This is a genomic window from Luteimonas salinisoli (assembly GCF_013425525.1).
In the GTDB taxonomy this organism is placed as follows: domain Bacteria; phylum Pseudomonadota; class Gammaproteobacteria; order Xanthomonadales; family Xanthomonadaceae; genus Luteimonas; species Luteimonas salinisoli.
This window is the reverse complement of record NZ_JACCKA010000005.1, coordinates 1-17,211: the sequence shown is the minus strand read 5'-3', so window position 1 is coordinate 17,211 and position 17,211 is coordinate 1. Positions and strand designations below refer to the sequence as shown.

The 17,211-nt window shown below is 70.7% G+C and carries 12 protein-coding genes; 4 read left to right on the top strand and 8 right to left on the bottom strand.

The annotated features are described in order from the left end of the window. Nucleotides 1-12 precede the first annotated feature (12 nt). Nucleotides 13-1,986, top strand: a complete 1,974-nt coding sequence (locus H0E84_RS00440) for a S9 family peptidase (protein ID WP_257643984.1) — start codon at nt 13-15, stop codon at nt 1,984-1,986. Nucleotides 1,987-1,999: 13 nt separating this feature from the next. Here H0E84_RS00440 and H0E84_RS00435 read toward each other — a convergent pair whose 3' ends face one another. The 6 genes from H0E84_RS00435 to H0E84_RS00410 all read right to left on the bottom strand — a co-directional run bounded on the left by H0E84_RS00435 (nt 2,000) and on the right by H0E84_RS00410 (nt 9,132). Further along, complete coding sequence (locus H0E84_RS00435) at nt 2,000-2,569, bottom strand: DinB family protein (RefSeq protein ID WP_180676652.1); 570 nt, start codon at nt 2,567-2,569, stop codon at nt 2,000-2,002. 137 nt (nt 2,570-2,706) lie between these two features. Continuing rightward, nucleotides 2,707-3,675 carry an N-acetylglucosamine kinase gene (locus tag H0E84_RS00430; RefSeq protein WP_180676651.1) on the bottom strand — a complete coding sequence of 323 codons (969 nt, stop codon included), beginning with the start codon at nt 3,673-3,675 and terminating at the stop codon, nt 2,707-2,709. Then, on the bottom strand, nt 3,672-4,832 hold the full coding sequence (locus H0E84_RS00425; protein ID WP_180676650.1) for an SIS domain-containing protein: 1,161 nt from the start codon (nt 4,830-4,832) through the stop codon (nt 3,672-3,674). The genes H0E84_RS00430 and H0E84_RS00425 overlap by 4 nt, the downstream gene beginning before the upstream one ends. Beyond that, on the bottom strand, nt 4,819-6,108 hold the full coding sequence (locus H0E84_RS00420; RefSeq protein ID WP_180676649.1) for a D-tagatose-bisphosphate aldolase, class II, non-catalytic subunit: 1,290 nt from the start codon (nt 6,106-6,108) through the stop codon (nt 4,819-4,821). The genes H0E84_RS00425 and H0E84_RS00420 overlap by 14 nt, the downstream gene beginning before the upstream one ends. Nucleotides 6,109-6,124: 16 nt before the next feature. Then, a complete protein-coding gene (locus H0E84_RS00415) occupies nt 6,125-7,036 on the bottom strand; it encodes a DMT family transporter (protein WP_180676648.1) in 912 nt (303 codons plus the stop codon). After that, nucleotides 7,033-9,132 (bottom strand): glycoside hydrolase family 36 protein, encoded by a 2,100-nt coding sequence (locus tag H0E84_RS00410; protein WP_180676647.1) that lies wholly within the window; start codon nt 9,130-9,132, stop codon nt 7,033-7,035. Before H0E84_RS00410 ends, H0E84_RS00415 begins: the two co-directional genes overlap by 4 nt. Nucleotides 9,133-9,243: 111 nt before the next feature. On the opposite strand from H0E84_RS00410, the gene H0E84_RS00405 reads away from it, so the two are divergent. Beyond that, the gene (locus tag H0E84_RS00405) at nt 9,244-10,398 is read left to right on the top strand and encodes an amidohydrolase family protein (protein ID WP_180676646.1); all 1,155 of its coding nucleotides are present in this window, start codon (nt 9,244-9,246) and stop codon (nt 10,396-10,398) included. Between the two features lie 6 nt (nt 10,399-10,404). On the opposite strand, the gene agaR is transcribed toward H0E84_RS00405, so the two are convergent. Next, entirely contained in the window at nt 10,405-11,184 is a 780-nt protein-coding gene (agaR, locus tag H0E84_RS00400) for a transcriptional repressor AgaR (RefSeq protein ID WP_180676645.1), read from the bottom strand. 132 nt (nt 11,185-11,316) lie between these two features. Between agaR and H0E84_RS00395 the strand changes: the two genes are divergently transcribed. Further along, nucleotides 11,317-14,190 (top strand): TonB-dependent receptor, encoded by a 2,874-nt coding sequence (locus tag H0E84_RS00395; RefSeq protein WP_180676644.1) that lies wholly within the window; start codon nt 11,317-11,319, stop codon nt 14,188-14,190. Nucleotides 14,191-14,546: 356 nt separating this feature from the next. Further along, a complete protein-coding gene (locus tag H0E84_RS00390; RefSeq protein ID WP_180676643.1) occupies nt 14,547-15,947 on the top strand; it encodes a DNA recombination protein RmuC in 1,401 nt (466 codons plus the stop codon). Nucleotides 15,948-16,228: 281 nt separating this feature from the next. Here H0E84_RS00390 and H0E84_RS00385 read toward each other — a convergent pair whose 3' ends face one another. Further along, a complete protein-coding gene (locus tag H0E84_RS00385) occupies nt 16,229-17,191 on the bottom strand; it encodes an MlaA family lipoprotein (protein ID WP_345776238.1) in 963 nt (320 codons plus the stop codon). Nucleotides 17,192-17,211: the final 20 nt, after the last annotated feature.

The window sequence follows — 17,211 nt, the reverse complement described above, 5'->3', positions numbered from 1 at the left end:
CTGGCGCGGTGGATGCTGCCGCTGCTGCTCGCCTGCGGCGCGGCGGGCGCCGCGGATTTCGACGCCGCCGACCTGGTCGACCTGCGCCAGGTGACCGACCCGCGTTTCGGCCCGGCAGGCGAACGCCTGGCCTGGGTGGTGATCACGCCGCAACCCGAGGGCCGGCCGCCGCGTCGGCGGATCTGGCGCAGCACCCTCGAGGATGGCGCGGCCCCGCGCGAACTGCCGGCGCCCGACGACGCCAGCGACCATGGCCCGTCCTGGTCGCCGCGCGGGGATGCGCTGGCGTTCCTCTCCGACCGGGCCCATACCGCGACGGCGCAGGCCGGGGACGATGCGCCACCGGCGGCGCAGGTCTGGCGCGTGGACGCGGACGGCGAGGCCGCGACCCGCCTGACCGCGGCGCCCGGCGGAGTGACCGGATTCGCCTGGTCGCCCGATGGCCGCAGGCTGGCGTACCTGGCGACCGAGCCGGAAACCGCCGCCGAGCGGCGGCGACGCGAAAGCGGGGACGATCCGGTGGAAGTGCACCGCGCCGGGCGCTACGCGCGCCTGTGGCTGCAGGAGCTCGCCGGCGGCCCGCCGCGCGCGCTGACCGCTCCCGGCCTGCAGGTGCACGAGGTCGCCTGGTCGCCGGACGGGCGCCGCCTGGCGCTGCGCGTCTCGGACGAGACCGGCCTCAACGACTACTGGTATCGCTCGCGCATCGTCCTGGTCGATGCCGGCGACGGCCGCCACCTGCGCACCCTGCACGGACGTGCGTCCGCGGCGCCGCCGCAGTGGTCGCCGGACGGCCGGCGGCTGCTCTACGGGGTGCTCGGCCGGTACGGCATGACCGCGCAGCCGGTGGTCCACGATCTCGACAGCGATCGCCGCGTCGAACTCGCCGCCGATTGGCCCGGCACCCTGTGGGGTGCGCGCTGGGACGGCGACGCCGCCCTGGTGGCCCAGGGCCTGCGCGGGGTCCGCGCGCGCTTCCTGCGTGTGGATGCCGCCAGCGGCGAGTGGGACGAGATCGCCGACGTGCAGGCGTCCGCGCCGGAGTTCGACCTCGCCCGCGACGGCCGCATCGCCTTCGTCGGCATGGGCGATGCGCGCCCCGGCGATGTCTGGCTGCTGGACGGCGCCACCCGCCGCGCGCTGAGCGACCACAACCCGCAGGTCGCCGGCTGGGCGCGCGGGCGGTTGCGCGAACTCTCCTGGCGCAGCTCCCGCGACGGCCGCGAGATCCACGGCGTGCTGGTCCTGCCGCCGGCCTGGCGCCCCGGCGACGGGCCGCTGCCGACGCTGGTGCAGATCCACGGCGGTCCCGCGTGGGCGTGGTGGTCCGGCTGGCTCGGCTCCTGGCACGAGTGGGCGCAGCTGCTGGCTGCGCACGGCTATGCGGTGCTGCTGCCCAACCCGCGCGGCTCGGAGGGGCAGGGGCCGGAGTTCGCGCGGCTGGCGCGCGCCGACTGGGGCGGCGGCGACTTCCAGGACGTGCTCGACGGACTCGACCTGGTCATCGGCGAGGGCATCGCCGACCCGGAGCGGGTGGCGATCGGCGGCTGGAGCTACGGCGGTTATCTCTCCGCCTGGGCGGTGGCGCACAGCGACCGCTTCCGCACCGCGATCGTCGGCGCCGGCGTGACCGACATCGGCGCGATGGCGCTGAGCACCGACACCCCGGACTACCTGCCCGGCTACTTCGGCGACCCGCTGGCGGAACGCACCGTCTACGACGCCCATTCGCCGATCCGCCACGCCGGTCGCGTCCGCGTGCCGATGTTGATCCTGCACGGCGAGGAGGACGCGCGGGTGCCGCTGTCGCAGGGCGAGATGCTGTACGGCGCGCTGCGCTTCAACGGCACCCCGGTGGAAATGGTGCGCTACCCGCGCGAACCGCACTGGTTCCGCGAGCGAGAGTACCAGCGCGACGTGCTCGAGCGCGTGTTGGGCTGGCTCGACCGTCGCCTCGGAGACGCCGCCGGCGCCCCTGCGCACTGAACCCCGCCGCGGATCAGTGCGGGTGCGTGCCGTCGTCCGCGGCCGGCGCGTCCGCCACCGGCAGCAGCGCCAGCAGGTCGGTCACGCCCATGTCCACGCCGGCCTGCGACAGCAGCGTGGTGACCTGGCCGCGATGGTGGGTCTGGTGGTTGAACAGATGCATCAGCAGGCCGAACGTCTCGCGCTCGAAGGTCTTGCCGGCGGTGTTGCGGTAGCGCAGGGGGGTCGCCAGCGCGGTCTCGTCGAGCGCGCCGGTCCAGGCCTCGACCAGCGCGTCCATGCGCTCGCGCGCGGCGGCCAGCGCATCGAGGCGGTCGAACAGCGTCGCGTCCAGCGTCGGTGGTACCGGCATCGACTGCAGCTGCGCCAGCAGCGGGTGCGCCCCGGGCGCGGCGCCGAAACGCCGCAGCCAGATCAGGTCGGCGACCAGCAGGTGGTTGAGGGTACCGAGGATCGAGCCGAAGAACGCGCCGCGGTCGCGCGCCAGCTCCGCCGCCGGCAGCGCGGCCGCGGCGCGGTACAGCCGTTCGTTCATCCAGCGGTTGTAGCGCGCCATCAGCGCGACATGATCGGGTCGGGACACCGTGCGCTCCGTGGTCGGCGGCAACGTCGCGGGGCCGCCGATGACAACCAGCCCGCGCGCTTCGAAAGCCTGCCCGATGCACCGGACCGATTGCAATCGCCCGCGCGCACGTCGCATCGGCTTCCGAAGACGAGGCGCTAGCCGGCGATCCCGGTCGCAGACCCGCGCTGCCGATCGCGCGCGCGCTTCCGCGCATAGAGCGCCGCACCGTAGTGCGGCGGGTGCAGCGGCTGGCGCAGTTCGAATGCCGGACTGGCCGCGCCCAGGGCAGCGGCGAACGGCTGCAGCAGCAGGTCGCCGGCGCTGAAGGCGCCGCCCGAATACGACAGCGGAACGGTCTCGTGCGGCTCGAACGCCAGCGCCGCACGGAGCGAGCTCGCGATCAGCGCCAGCTCGTGCGCTGCCTGCCGGTAGATGCCGAGCGCGGCCGGGTCGCCGGCCTGCGCCGCCCGCGCCACCAGCGGCGACAGCTGGGCGAGCTCGCCGCGGGCGTAGCTCTGCGTGCCATACACGTGCGCGCAGATATCCAGGTCGTGCCCGAGCCGCAGCGCATCCTTGAGAATCACGTGCAGCGGCCCCTTCGCCAGCCGCCCGTCGCTCATGCGCGAGAATGCGTTCAAGCCCTGCATGGCGATCCAGTAGGCGGATCCTTCGTCGGAGAACGCCTCGCCCCAGCCGCCCGCGCGGGCCGAGCGTCCGCGGCGCTGCCCGTAACCGATCGACCCGGTGCCGGCGACGATGTTGATGCCGTCCGTACAGCCGAGCGAGCCGGCCCACCCGCAGACCATGTCGTTATCGCAGGCATAGCGGTCGTGGCCGAGGATCGCGGCTGGAATCGCGTCCAGCAGCGGGGTGATGCGGCTGTCCTCGCCGTGGGCGGGGAGGCCGAAGAAGGCATGCGCGATGTCGCTGCGCTGCGCGCCTGCCAGCGCGAGCACCCGCTCCACGCCGAGGGCCAGGACGTCGCGCACGCCATCGAGGCCGGCATGCGGGTGGTAGGTGGTGCCCAGCCGCGCTTCGGCCAGCAGCCCTGCCTCCTCGTCGATCAGGGCGAACCGGGTCTTGGTTCCGCCGCCGTCGACGCCGAGGAAGCACGCGCCGGTCATGCGGTCGGCGCGTACAGCCGGACGCCCTGTACCACCCGGTTGACCAGGCCCTGGGTGTTCGGGTTGTCGGGCGACAGGCCGAGCGCGCGCGAGGCCTCGAAGGCGTAGAGTTGCGCGACCACCACGAACGGCCACAGCAGGTCGACGTCGGCCGCGCCGGCCATGCCGGGCACGGCGATGGTGTCCGGATCGACGGCCTGCCGGGGCTGCGCGGTGACTTCGATGACCCGGGCCGCGCGGCCGTCGCGCCGCAGCTCGTCGATGAGGTCGTGGTCGTAGCGTCGGGTGAGCGGATCGTTGGACACGAACACCATCACCAGGGTCCGCGCGGTGATGAAGGTCTTGGGGCCGTGGCGGAACCCGAGCGGGGAGTCGAAGCAGGTGGCCACGGTGCCGTTGGTGAGCTCGCCGAGCTTCAACGCCGCCTCGCGGGCGAGTCCCTGCAGCACGCCGCTGCCCAGATAGGCCACGCGGTCGTAGCCGCACGCGGCCAGTTCCCCGAGCGGGGCGTGGGCGTCGGATATCGCGCGTCGTGTCGCCTCGGCGATCGCCCCGATCCTGCCGTCCATCGTCCCCGCTTCGCCCAGCGCCGCCAGCGTGGCGTACATCATGCAGCTGAAGCTGGACGTCATGGCGAAGCTGGCATCGTGGGTTTCCTCGGGCAGCTGCAGCGTGATCGCCGTGGCGACGGGGGCGCTGCACAGCGCGCCAGCCGGGTTGCAGGTCACCACCAGGTGCCGCACGTCGGCGACCAGCGACTCGGCCAGTTCCATCGCCGCGATGCTTTCCGGGCTGTTGCCGGAGCGGCCGAAGGACACCAGCAGCAGCGGCTGGTCGGCATCCAGGTACAGCCGCGGTGCGCTGACGATGTCGGTCGTCGGCACCGCGTCCACGCGCGCGGCGAGGCTACGGTCCAGGAGGGGCGCCAGGCACTGGCCGATGTAGGCCGAGGTCCCCGCGCCGGTGAGGATCACGCGCGCACGCGGATTGCCGGTGACCGGCGCGACGAACGCCTGCAGCCGCGCATGGATCGCCGATACCAGGGCGTGCGTGCGCTCCAGCATGCGCGGCTGTTGTGCGATCTCGCGCGCGGTGCAGACGGCGCCGGTCGCGATGAGGTCCGTTTCGGAAATACCGAGCGATTCAGTGGGTGGCATGGGGGTCACAGGCATCGTTGTAGTCGTCCAGGACCACGTCGATATGCGCCATCGCCAGCGAAAGCGGCTCGTGGGTCGCGGTTTCGTGGCGCAGCGCACGCAGGGCGTGGGGCAGGTATTGGCCGATCAGCGACATCGGCGGCGGGTCGGTGCGCAGGTTGTCGAACAGTCGCTGTCGCGCCTGTTCGATCGCGGGGTCCGGCCAGTAGTAGCGCATGCGGTCGCTGAGGCTGTAGTCCAGGTCGACCGCCAGCGCGCGGTCCTGGCCGTGGTAGTAGCGCTGCCAGTGCCCGGGCTCGGCGCGCATCCGTTCGCGTACCACCTCGCGCAGCCGCGCCTGCCGGGGCGGGTCGATCCATTCGCGCTCGATCGCGTCCAGTGCCCATAGCGCCTCGCGCAGCGCGTACGTCAGGCCCGGACCGACCTTGAGGATGGCGAAGTGGTCGCGCACCAGCGCGGCGAGCGCCTGCCGGGTCTGGTAGTCGGTCGAATGCGCCTCGAACACCATGCCCGGCACCTGCTCGATGGCGCGGCTGAGCCGACCCGCCGCCTCGGGCCGGTAGTCGATCACGTCGTGGTGGTCGAACTCGACGCCAGGCTGCACCACCGACGCGATCACCCTCGGCCACGCACCCTCGAGCCCGGCGGCACTGAATGCGTCGCGATGCGCCTGGATCGTCGCCAGCGCCGCTTCAGGCGTCGTCGGCGCCAGGCCTTCGATCGCCTCGGTGGCGCCGCCCGGCACCGGCACCTCGGTGCCGATGACGTAGACCGGCGCCTCGCCGCCGGCCCGCGCATGGGCGGTTTCCGCCGCCCGGCACAGGCGCACGGCGCGACGCACGATCTCGGCCTCGGGCAGGGGCACGGGATCGCCGCTGCAGGCCATCGAACAGTCCAGGTGGAGCTTGCGGAATCCCGCCGCGACATAGGCCGCGACCATCGTCTCGGCCTTGTCCATCGCTGCATCGGCCGGCATCGCGGTCCACGGATTGGGGCCGAGATGGTCGCCGCCCAGCACCAGGCGCGCGCGGTCGAAGCCGACCCGGTCGGCGATGGCGTGCACGAACTCGACGAAGCTGGCCGGGGTCATGCCGGTGTAGCCGCCGTCCTGGTTGACCTGGTTGCAGGTCGCCTCGAACAGCAGGAACGGCAGGCCCGTCCGCAGCGCATGGCGCAGGGCGGCTTCGATGACGATGGGGTGCGCCGAGCAGATCGAGGTCACGCCGGTGGCGTGGCCCTGGGTATGGCGCGCGACGAGGTCGAGCAGGAGGTGCATCGGGAGGCGGGTCCGGTCAGGAGGGGACGGTCGCGCTGTCGCGCTCGGGTTCGCTCACCAGCAGCAGCGAGGCGATCAGGGCCAGCACCAGGCCGACCATCTTCAGCGGGCCGGGCACCATGCTGGCGAAGAGCAGCGCCAGTACGGCGGTGACCAGCGGCGCGCCGGCGTTGGTCAGCGGCGCCACGACGATCGCCTTGCCATGGCGGAACGCGTACACCAGGGTCAGGGCGCCGACGGCGTTGAGGATCTGGATCGCCGCGGTCATCCACGGGCCGTCCAGGCCCAGGTTGATCGGCTGTGTCCAGTCGGTCATCGCCAGCGCCACCGGTGCCAGCAGCACCGCGCCCAGCATCATGTAGAAGAAGATGCTCTCGGCGCGCACGGTGTGGTTGGCCAGGCGTATGAAGTACGCCTGCACGCCCCAGGCCGCCATGATCAGCAGCGACTGCAGGAACCAGCCCAGCCCCCCGCTGGTGCCGCGGCCGAACGACAGGTCCAGCAGCGGCAGCGCCACCAGCGCCAGCGCGATGCCCAGCGCCCCGCGCGGGCCGGTGCGCTCGCGCAGCAGCAGGAAGGCCAGCGCGATGGTGACCACCGGCGACAGCGAGATGATCGGGAAGACGAAGTAGGCCGGACCGATCGTCAGGGTGTGGAACAGCAGCATCTGCCCGCCGGCGCCGAGCAGGCCGATGGTCATGCCGAAGGCGAGCGCCCGCGGCGAGCGGTCCAGCGCCCAGCCGCCGCGCCAGAGGATGTACAGCGCCGGCGGGATCATCGTCAGTGCCCAGACGCAGTAGACCAGCGTCTCGGGGAAGCCGCGCTCGGCGGACAGGCCCGACAGCGCGCCCCAGACCCCCCACAGCAGCACCGTGGTCAGGGCGTAGACCAGCCACGGGCGCCGGTTCGATGCGGCGATCGCCGTCATGCGGCGGCGTCCACGGGCGTCGCCTGCAGCAGCAGGAAGTCCGAGAACGCGACGTCGAGGGTGCTGTCGTCCGCGTCCACGGTGCCCAGCTCGGTGTCGTTGAACAGGTCGCGCACGCGATGCCGGCCGCGGCCCAGCCCGCGCAGTTCCACCCGGCCCTTCCACGTGTTGGCATAGAACGCGTAGTACATGCTCCCGTCGCGGGCGATCGCATGCGCTTCGGGCGTGTCGAAGCCGATGTCGTACAGCGATCCCAGGTAGTCGCCCTTCGGCAGCATGTGCTGCCTGTACAGGCCGACCCACTTGCGCCACAGCGCTTCCTTCTCCGGCGTCAGCACGTAGCCGCCGGGCGGCAGGGGCGCGGTGGGCGTCTGGGTATCCCTGGGCCATGTGAATTTCGACGAGATCACCGCGCCGATGCCGACGCTGGATGCGAAATCGGCGCCGCCATCGGACAGCTCGACGTGGTCGCCGGCGTAGCTGCTGCGCTCGCCGATCAGCGCCTTCATGCTCTTGCCCTTGCTACGCACCTGCCAGGACGACAGCGGGTCCGACGACGGGAACTGGTCGGTGGCCGGCAGGTTGTGGAAGGCGAACGCGGTGCCGCACGGGCACAGTTCCACCACCGCCTCGGGATTGGCCTCGCGCGCGGCCTTGTGGATCGCGCTCCAGAAGTCGGCGAGCTTTTCGAACGATTCGTTGGGATGGGCGTGATCGTGCGCCGGGTTGTGGCACGGCGCGACGGCGTTGAGGTGCTGGCCGTCGAGCTTGAGGCCCTCGAAGCCCCAGTCGCCGATGGCCTTCTTCACCAGCGCGACGTAGAAATCGATCGTCGGCTGGTAGGCCGGGCACTGGGTCAGCGCGTTCCACCAGGTCACGGTCTGGAACGCGCCGTACTCGTCCAGCAGCAGCATGTCCACGTGTTCGTGCAGCACATCGCTGCCGGGGTCGGCCGCCAGCGGCGCCAGCCACAGCCGGGGGCGCATGCCCTGCGCGCGCACCGCGCGGGTGAAGGCGCGCATGTCCTCGTCGCCGCGCGGGAACTTGTGCCGGTCGATGTGCCAGTCGCCCTCGTTGGTCTGCCAGCCGTCGTCGAGCACGGCCCATTCGAAGCCCAGTTCGCGGGCCTTCGGCAGGGTGGCCAGGATCTGCTCGACGTTGAAGTCGCGCTCGTAGCCCCAGGCGCACCAGATCGGCGCGAAGGCCGACTCCGGCGCCAGCGGCGCGACGATGCCCTCGGCCCGCATGAACTCCCGGTACAGGGTCAGCGGCGCGAAGTAGTCGCCGTCGTGGACGCTCAGCAGCACGCGGTCGGTCACCAGGGTCTGGCCCGGCGACAGCACGACGGGCACCCGCGACTCGATCGCGATGCTGGCGCCACCGTCGGTCCTGCGCACCGGCATGTCCAGCAGCCGGACCACCGGTTCGACGTGGCCGACGGCCAGTCCCGCGTCCCGTCGCCAGATGTTGGCCACGGGCGTGCCGCCGCCGTAATCGGAGGAATCCATGCCCAGGCTGTTGCGCTGCGCGAACCCGCCGTCGAGCGGCTGTACCCAGTCGCGGCGATCGGTGTGGGTCGCGCCGGAGTAGCTCCAGAAGCCGCCGGGGGTGTCGGCCAGTTCATGGGCGGCGCTGCGCCAGCCGGCCACCTCCACCGCGGTCGCGCCCTGGTTGCGGTAACGCACCTGCAGGATCGCCATCCCCGGGTGGCGGTCGAACAGCGACACCGCGACCTGCTTCTCGATCCCGCGCGCCGAGCGGCCGCTCACCAGCAGCTGCCGGCCCGGCCCGTGGCGGAGGTCGTCGAGCGGGAGCTGCTGCGTCGCGGTGAACGCGAACGCTTCGGCGCCGCCGTCCGCCAGCAGCAGGCGCTCGCTGTCCTGGTAGGGGGTCAGCCGCTTGCCGCCCGAGGCGATGCGGGTGTGCAGGTGCCGGTCGAAGGCGATCGAGAGAACGCCGTCCTCCAGTCGCGCGTCGGCGAGCGTGCCGCCTCGACCGGTGGCTGCCAGCGCCGGCGGCAATGCGGCCCAGGAAGCGCCGCCGACCAGGCTGCCGGCCATCAGTTTCAGGAGCGTGCGGCGTTCAATCGGCGGCATGGTCGCGATCCGGTCGAGGTCGTCCGATTCTGCGCGAGACGCGCCTATTGATGCAAGCGTTTTGTTGCGATATGGTTTCAGTTAGTTTCGTTATCAATCCGGAGCGGTGCGATGCACAAGGGTTTGCAGTGGATGGCGCTCGCCGGATGGCTGGCGCTGGGTTGCGCCGCGTGTGCGACGACGGCGTCGCCCGGTGTTGGACGGACGGGCGACCTGGCCGCCACTGCCGACATCTATGCGATGTCCGATTTCTCCCGGGTGCGGAAGTACGACGCCCACGTCCACGCCAACACCATGGACACCGCGTTCCTCGAGCAGGCGCGCGCCGATGGCTTCGAGCTGATGTCGATCAACGTCGACTACCCGGACTTCCCCGCCCTCGAGACGCAGCATGCGGCCGCCCTGGCGCTGGCGGCAGCGGAGCCGGCGCGCTTCCACTGGGCGACCACCTTCCCGATGGACGGGTTCGGCGCACCGGACTGGGCCGACACCGTCGCGGCCGCGCTGGCCCGAGATGTCGCGCAGGGCGCGCGGGCGGTGAAGATCTGGAAGAACGTCGGCATGGTCGAGAGGGACGCCGACGGCCGCCTGATCATGCTCGACCATCCCGGCCTGTCTCCGGTGGCCGAGCGGATCCGTGCGCTGGGCGTGGCGCTGATCGGGCACCAGGGCGAGCCGCACAATTGCTGGCTGCCCCTGGAGGAGATGACCACCGACAACGATCGCGAGTACTTCCGCAACCATCCCGAGTACCACATGTACCTGCACCCGGAGGAGCCGGGCTACGAGGACCAGATCGCCGCCCGCGACCAGTTCCTGGCCGCACACCCGCGGCTGCGCTTCGTCGGCGCGCACGTGGGCAGCCTCGAGTACGACGTCGATCGTCTGGGGGCGTTCCTCGACCGGTTTCCCCACGCCACCGTCGACCTGGCGGCGCGCATGAGCCAGGTGCAGTACCAGTCCGTGCGCGACCGCGACAAGGTGCGGGACTTCTTCATCCGCTACCAGGATCGGGTGCTCTACGGCACCGACCTCACACTCGGGCCCGATGCGGACCCGGACGAGTTCAGGCGCCAGGCGCACGCAGTCTGGCGCGCCGACTGGCGCTACCTGGCCACCGCGGAAAGCCAGCGGGTGGAGACGATCGACGCCGACGTGCCCGGCCTGGCGCTGCCGCGCGCCGTGGTGGACAAGCTCTATTACGCCAACGCCGCCAGGATGTTCGCACCGGCGCCGATCCCGCCCGCGAGCGGGGCGGGAAACTGAGCGGTGTCAGGTGAGCAACAGTTCGAAGCCGAGTTCCCGGCTGGCTTCGACGATCTCCTCCGGCGCGCCGGTGTCGGTGATCAGCGTGTCCATCGCGCTTACGGGGATGATCCGATGCAGGCAGACCCTGCCGAACTTGGAGCTGTCGGTGATCGCGACGACGACGCGTGCGGCCTCGACCATCTTCCGGTTGAGCAGCGCTTCGGGCTCGTAGTGGGTGGTGATGCCGCGCTCCAGATCGAAGCCGTCCACGCCCAGAAACAGGCGGTCCACGTGCAGCGCGCCCAGCGCTTCGACGGTCAGGCCGCCGTAGAAGGCCATGTTCTTGCGGCGCAGCTCGCCGCCGAGCATGACGATGTTGACGTTGGACTTGGCGGTGAGCGCGCCGAGCACGCCGAAGTCGTTGGTCACCACGGTGACGTCGATGTCCGGCAGCGCCTCGGCCAGCTGGATCGAGGTGGTGCCCGAATCGATGGCGATGGTGTCGCCGGGCCTGACCAGGGTGGCCGCGCGACGGCCGATACGACGCTTCTGCTCGAGGTTGACGGTGCGCTTGGCCTCGTAGGGCGGCTCGACCGCCGCCCCGCTGACCACGCCGCTGTCGATCGCGCCGCCGTACGCCCGGGTCATTACCCCGCGTTCGGCCAGATAGCGCAGATCCTTGCGCACGGTCTGCATGCTGACGCCGAAGCGCCGGGCCAGGGCGTCGACCTGGACGCTGCCCTGCTGGCGCACGAGTTCGCTGATCTGGAGACGGCGTTGGCTGGTGTCGCGGGTCGCTGCCATGGGATGTCCTCGGGACCGCCGGAAGTATGCCAAATTTCGTTGTGTTTCGCTATTGATGCAAAACGAAACCTGTAATACGCTCGATTTCGTTGCTTGTCGCAGGTTGCCCGTCGCGCCACCCAGGAGAACCCAGTGAACGCCGCACCCCATCCGCTGTACCGTGGAATCGCGCTCGCCCTGCTGGTCAGCGGAACTGCGTTCGCGCAGCAACCCGCCGGCACCCCGCCCCAGGACCCCACGGCCGAGGATGCGGCGGAGACGCGCGAGGTGACCGAGACGCTGGACGCGGTGGTGGTGACCGGCGTGCGCGCCAGCCAGGCCCGGGCGATCGAACTCAAGCGCGACGCCGGCACCGTGCAGGACTCGATCAGCGCGCTGGAGCTGGGCAAGTTCCCGGACGACAACGTCGCCGATTCGCTGAGCCACATCACCGGCGTGGCGATCACCCGCACCGCCGGCGGCGAGGGGCAGACGGTCAGCGTGCGCGGGCTGGGCCCGGAATACACCCTGACCACCTTCAACGGCCGCATCCTCGCCACCGACGGCGCGGGCCGGGACTTCGCCTTCGACGTGCTGCCGGCGGACGTGATCAGCGGCGCCGACGTGATCAAGGGCGCGCAGGCCATGAACACGGAAGGGGCGGTGGGCGGCCTCGTCAACCTGCGCTCGGCGAGCCCCTTCGACCGCACCGGGCAACACGGCATCGTCCGCCTCGAAGGCGACCGCAACCTGATGTCCGAACTCGACGGCGGCAAGTTTTCCGCCGCCTACAGCAACACCTTCGCCAACAACACCGTGGGCGTGCTGCTGGGCGCGGTATACAGCAGGCGCAAGGACCGCACCGACATCGCCGGCAACGACGGCGGCTGGACCCGCAATCCCGATCCCACCGACGAGAGCTGGCTGTGGGGCAACGCCTGGGGCGGCAACATCGACCCGAACGGCAACGGCGAGCTGGACGAGGACGAGTACGGCCTGATCGCACCGGGCCAGTTCCGCGTCGGCTCGATCGTCGAGGAGAAGAAGCGCCACGCGCTGTCCGGCAAGCTCGAGTGGCGGCCCAACGACGACGTCCGGATCGTATTCGACGGACTCAGCACCCGACTGGACGCGCCCAAGGTCGGTTACCAGCAGTCGTACTACACCCTGTTCGCACCCGGCCGCTGGTCGGATTTCGTCATCCGGGACGGCATCGTCACCGGCTTCACGATGAACAACCCGGACCCGGAACAGCGTCTCAACCCCGAGTTGCTCAACGTCACCGAGCACCGTGTCGTGGACACCGACCTGTACGGCGTCAACGGCCAGTGGCGCGCTACCGACAACCTGACCCTGACCGGCGACGTCTACCGCTCGACCTCCAAGCGCTACTCGGGCGGACAGGACACCTACGTCGTACTGCGGATGAACCAGCCCAACAGCGCGCGCATCGCGCTGAGCGGGGCCGCGGTGCCGAACGTGTGGGTCGACTTCGACGACGGGCGCTCGCTGGAGAACGGCTTCGATCCCTCGCAGTTCGGCGCCTCGGACTTCAATACCCACTACATGGAACTGCTGGGCGACAACGTGGTCGACGAAATCACCGGCGCCACCTTCGACGGCGACCTGTTCGTCGGCCGCTCCTTCCTGGACCGGCTGCGCTTCGGCGTCGGCAGGACCGAACGCGAGAAGTCGCGCGAGCTGGTCAACAACACCCTGAACGCCGGTGCCGACTACTATTCCGGCGCCAACGCGATCAACATCGGCGATCTCGGCGGAAACGTCATCAGCGAGTCGATCGCGCCGCCGAACTTCATGACCAGGGTGAACGCGGTGTTCCCGCGCTCGTTCCTCGGCTTCGACGTTCCCAACTACCTCCAGCAGCTCGCCGCCTACGACGGCAACCCGCGCGCAGACGGAACGCCCTACGACTTCTCCAATGCCGCGCCGGCGTGGAACCCGCTGGAGAGCTACCGCGTCACCGAGAAGAGCGACAGTCTGTGGCTGCAGGCGGAGATGTCCGGCGAGCGCTGGACCGCCGACGCCGGCGTGCGCATGGTCAAGACCGACACCACAGCGCAGGCGTGGGACGCGCAGATCCTCCGGATCGTCGAGAACGGCGCCTTCAACTACACCGCGGCCTATGACGAGCCGAGCGAGATCCGCCAGGACGGCGACTACACCTACTACCTGCCGTCGGGCAATTTCACCTGGCGCTTCACCGACGACCTGCAGCTGCGCCTCGGCGCCGCCAAGACGATGGCACGCCCGCCGGTGAACATGCTCGCGCCGACCAATACCACCGCCAGCGTCTCCTGGGGCGAGTTCACCCAGATCTACGGCGGCAACGTCGATCTCAAGCCCTACTCCGCCAGGCAGGCCGACGCGTCCCTGGAGTGGTACTTCGCCGAGAACTCGATCGCCAACCTCGCCGTGTTCTACAAGCGCATCGAGAACCAGATCACCACCAGCTGGGAGCCGGGCCAGGACATCGGCATCGGCCCGATCGTCGATACCGACGGCAATCCGGTCACCAACGGTCCGACCCTGTTCAACGTCATGCGCCCGATCAACGGGGATTACGCCAAGGTGCGCGGCATCGAGGCGGGCCTGCAGCACTTCTGGGACAACGGTTTCGGCGTGCGCGCCCAGTACACCCGCAACTGGTCGAAGAGCTGGGTCGACGACGAGGAGCGGCCGCTCGAAGGCATCGCGCCATCGGTGTACTCGCTGGGGGTGATGTACGAAAAGGGACCCTGGTCGCTCGGCGCGACTGCCGACCGCACCGACGGTTTCGTCACCGCGATCAACGTGCTGGGCATCGGCTACAACGAACAGGCCGATCCCCTGACCTGGCTGACCGCGCACGTCTCCTACGCGTTCAACGACCGCTTCAGCGCCTCGCTGGAAGGGCGCAACCTGCTCGACGACGAGCAGACCTACAGCATCAACGGCAATCCGCTGCTGTCGCAGGGCTATTACCGGTACGGCCGCTCGGTCACCCTCGGCCTGAGCTACCGGTTCTAGCCGCAGGTCGCCTGCGCGACGCGTACCCGATGCGGCCGCCAGCGCCTCGGCCGGCGCTCCCGCGGCCATCGCGGCCATGGGCCGCTCCTACACCCGATCGCCGAGCGCCCCGTAGGAGCGAGCCATGCACGCGAAAGCCCGCGAGGTCGGCCACACCCGGAATCGCCGCCGATCCGCCCGAGCCACCCGCGGCCTTCGCGGCCATTGGCCGCCTGCACCCGGTCGCCGAGTGCCCCGTCGGCGCGTGCCATGCGCGCTGTGCCGGGGCCGGTTGATGCGCCGGCATTCGCTGCACGCCCGACCGGGGCGTCCCCGCCGGTCTCACCTGCCGCGATCCGCGCCGCTACACTGGCGGCATGCCCGAAACCAGCTACATCCTCATCGGCCTGCTGCTGGCGACGCTCGCCCTGCAGCTCGCGCTGTTCTTCCGCCGCGCCGACCACGGCCCGCTCGAGCGCGCGCTGCGCGAGGAGCAGCGCGACGGCCGTGCCGAGCTGCGCCAGCAGCTCGACAGCCTGTCGGCCACGCAGGCCCAGCGCATCGACGCCTTCGGTGCGCAGTTGCAGGGCGTGGCCACCCGCACCGACCAACGCCTGGACGAACTCAGCAACCGCACCGACCAGCGCCTCGACCTGCTGCGCGAGGCGCTGATCGAGGACGCGCGCAAGGCGCGACAGGAGGCCGCCGACCTGCAGCAGCGCTTCGGCGACGGCCTCGGCCAGCGCCTGACCGAGCTCACCCAGCGCAACGAGCAGCGCATCGGCGAGATGCGCACAACGCTCGAACAGCAGCTCAAGGCGCTGCAGGCCGACAACGCCGCCAAGCTGGAACAGATGCGCGCCACCGTCGACGAGAAGCTGCAGACCACCCTGGAAACGCGCCTGGGCGCGTCTTTCAAGCTGGTCTCCGAGCGCCTGGAGCAGGTGCAGCGCGGACTGGGCGAGATGCAGCAGCTGGCCACCGGCGTCGGCGATCTCAAACGCGTACTCAGCAGCGTCAAGGACCGCGGCGGCTGGGGCGAAGTGCAGCTGGACAACATTCTCGAGCAGACCCTGACCCAGGAGCAGTACGCCCGCGGCGTGCGGGTGCGGCCGGGCGGCGCCGAGACAGTGGACTTCGCGATCCGCCTGCCGGGACGCGGCGACGACGACCAGCCGGTGTGGCTGCCGATCGATTCCAAGTTCCCGCGCGAGGACTACGAGCGCCTGCTCGACGCCCAGGAGAAGGGCGATGCCGAGGCGGTGCGGGTCAACGCGGTGCAGCTGGAACGCGCGATCCGGGTGCAGGCCAAGTCGATCTGCGAGAAGTACGTGGTGCCGCCGCACACCACCGATTTCGCGGTGATGTTCCTGCCCACAGAGGGACTGTACGCGGAAACCATCCGCCGTCCGGGCCTGGTCGACCTGCTGCAGCGCGAGCACCGCGTGGTGCTGGCCGGCCCGACCACCTTCACCGCGCTGCTCAACAGCCTGCAGATGGGCTTCCGCACCCTGGCGATCGAAAAGCGCTCGAGCGAAGTCTGGCAGGTGCTGGGCGCTGTGAAGACCGAGTTCGGCAAGTTCGCCACGGTGCTGGAGAAGGCGCACGGCCAACTCGACACCGTGCAGCGAAGCCTGAAGAACGCCGGGGTACGCACGCGCCAGATCGAGCGCAAGCTCAAGACCGTCGAATCGCTGCCCGGCGGCGAGGCGCAAGTCCTGCTCGGCACCGGCGAGGACGCCGCCACGGAACAGGACGGCGCCGACAGCGAGGAGTGAACATGCCGGAGCCGCCTTCGTGGGGGCGACGGCCGTGCCTGTAGGAGCGTGCCATGCACGCGAAAGCCGGCGCGGTTGGACCCGCCGGGAATCGCCGCCGACCCCGCCCGAGCCACCCGCGGCTTTCGCGGCCTTGGGCCGCTCCTGCGAAAGGCGGACGCCCTTCCGGGTGTGTCTGTAGGAGCGTGCCATGCACGCGAAAGCCGGAGCGGTTGGACCCGCCGGGAATCTCCGCCGACCCGGCCGGAGCCACCCGCGGCCTTCGCGGCCGCGGGTCGCGCCTACGGCGTGCCGGGGATCACCGGCATCGCATCGACCGGCACGGTGGGGTTGGCCTCGTCGTCGAGCAGGTAGTCCGGCAGCAGCTCGTCGTCGTCGCCTTCGCGGTCGCCGAAGATCTGGTACTGGCGCCGCTGCATCCACGCGTCGCGCACCAGTGCGTACTCGTCGGTCGCGCCCTCGCGCATGCGGTCGACCGCCATCAGCTGGGTGCGCACGTCGACCAGCTGCAAGCCCTGCAGGAAGAACCGGACCTGGTTGTCGTTGAGCTGGCGAGTCGGCGACAGCGGCGCATCGCCCGCGAGGCCGAACACGTCGCGCACCGTGCGGGGGCCGAACAGCGGCAGCTCCAGGTAGCGCGAGCGCTCCCAGCCCCAGACCCCGAGGGTCTGGCCGAGATCCTCGCTGCGGTTGGGGATGTCGGCATCGCTGGCCGGGTCGAAGATGCCGCCGATGCCCAGGGTGCTGTTGACCACGAAGCGGCCCAGCGATTGCCCGGCCTGCTTCGGCTTGCCCTGCAGCAATGCGTTGAGTGCGCTGACCGGCTGGCCGAGGTTGCTGAAGAAGTTGCTCACCCCCAGGCGTACCGGGCGCGGCACCACTTTCACGTAGGCGGTCGCCAGCGGCTTGGCGACGGTGCGGTCGATCGCGTTGTTGAAGCCATGCATGCGACGGTTGAACGGTTCCCACGGGTCGTAGCTGGTCGGCATCTGCGCAGGATCGGGCAGGGTCGGATCGGCGATCGGGTCGTAGACCTGCTCGCCGTAGATCGCCGCGTGGTCGAGTTCGGCCTGGGTGGGAGGCAGCGGGGCGGCAGTGGCCTGCGCACCGGAAGCGGCCGGTCCGGTGGCCATGGCGCCGGCAGGCGCAGGCGCTGTCGCCTCGTTCGGTGCCGCGCCGGCGGCGGGCGCGGGGCCGTCGACCGTGGCGTCGGCAGGTGCCGTCGCGTTGGTCGACGGCGCCACAGCGACCTCCGGGCCGGCCG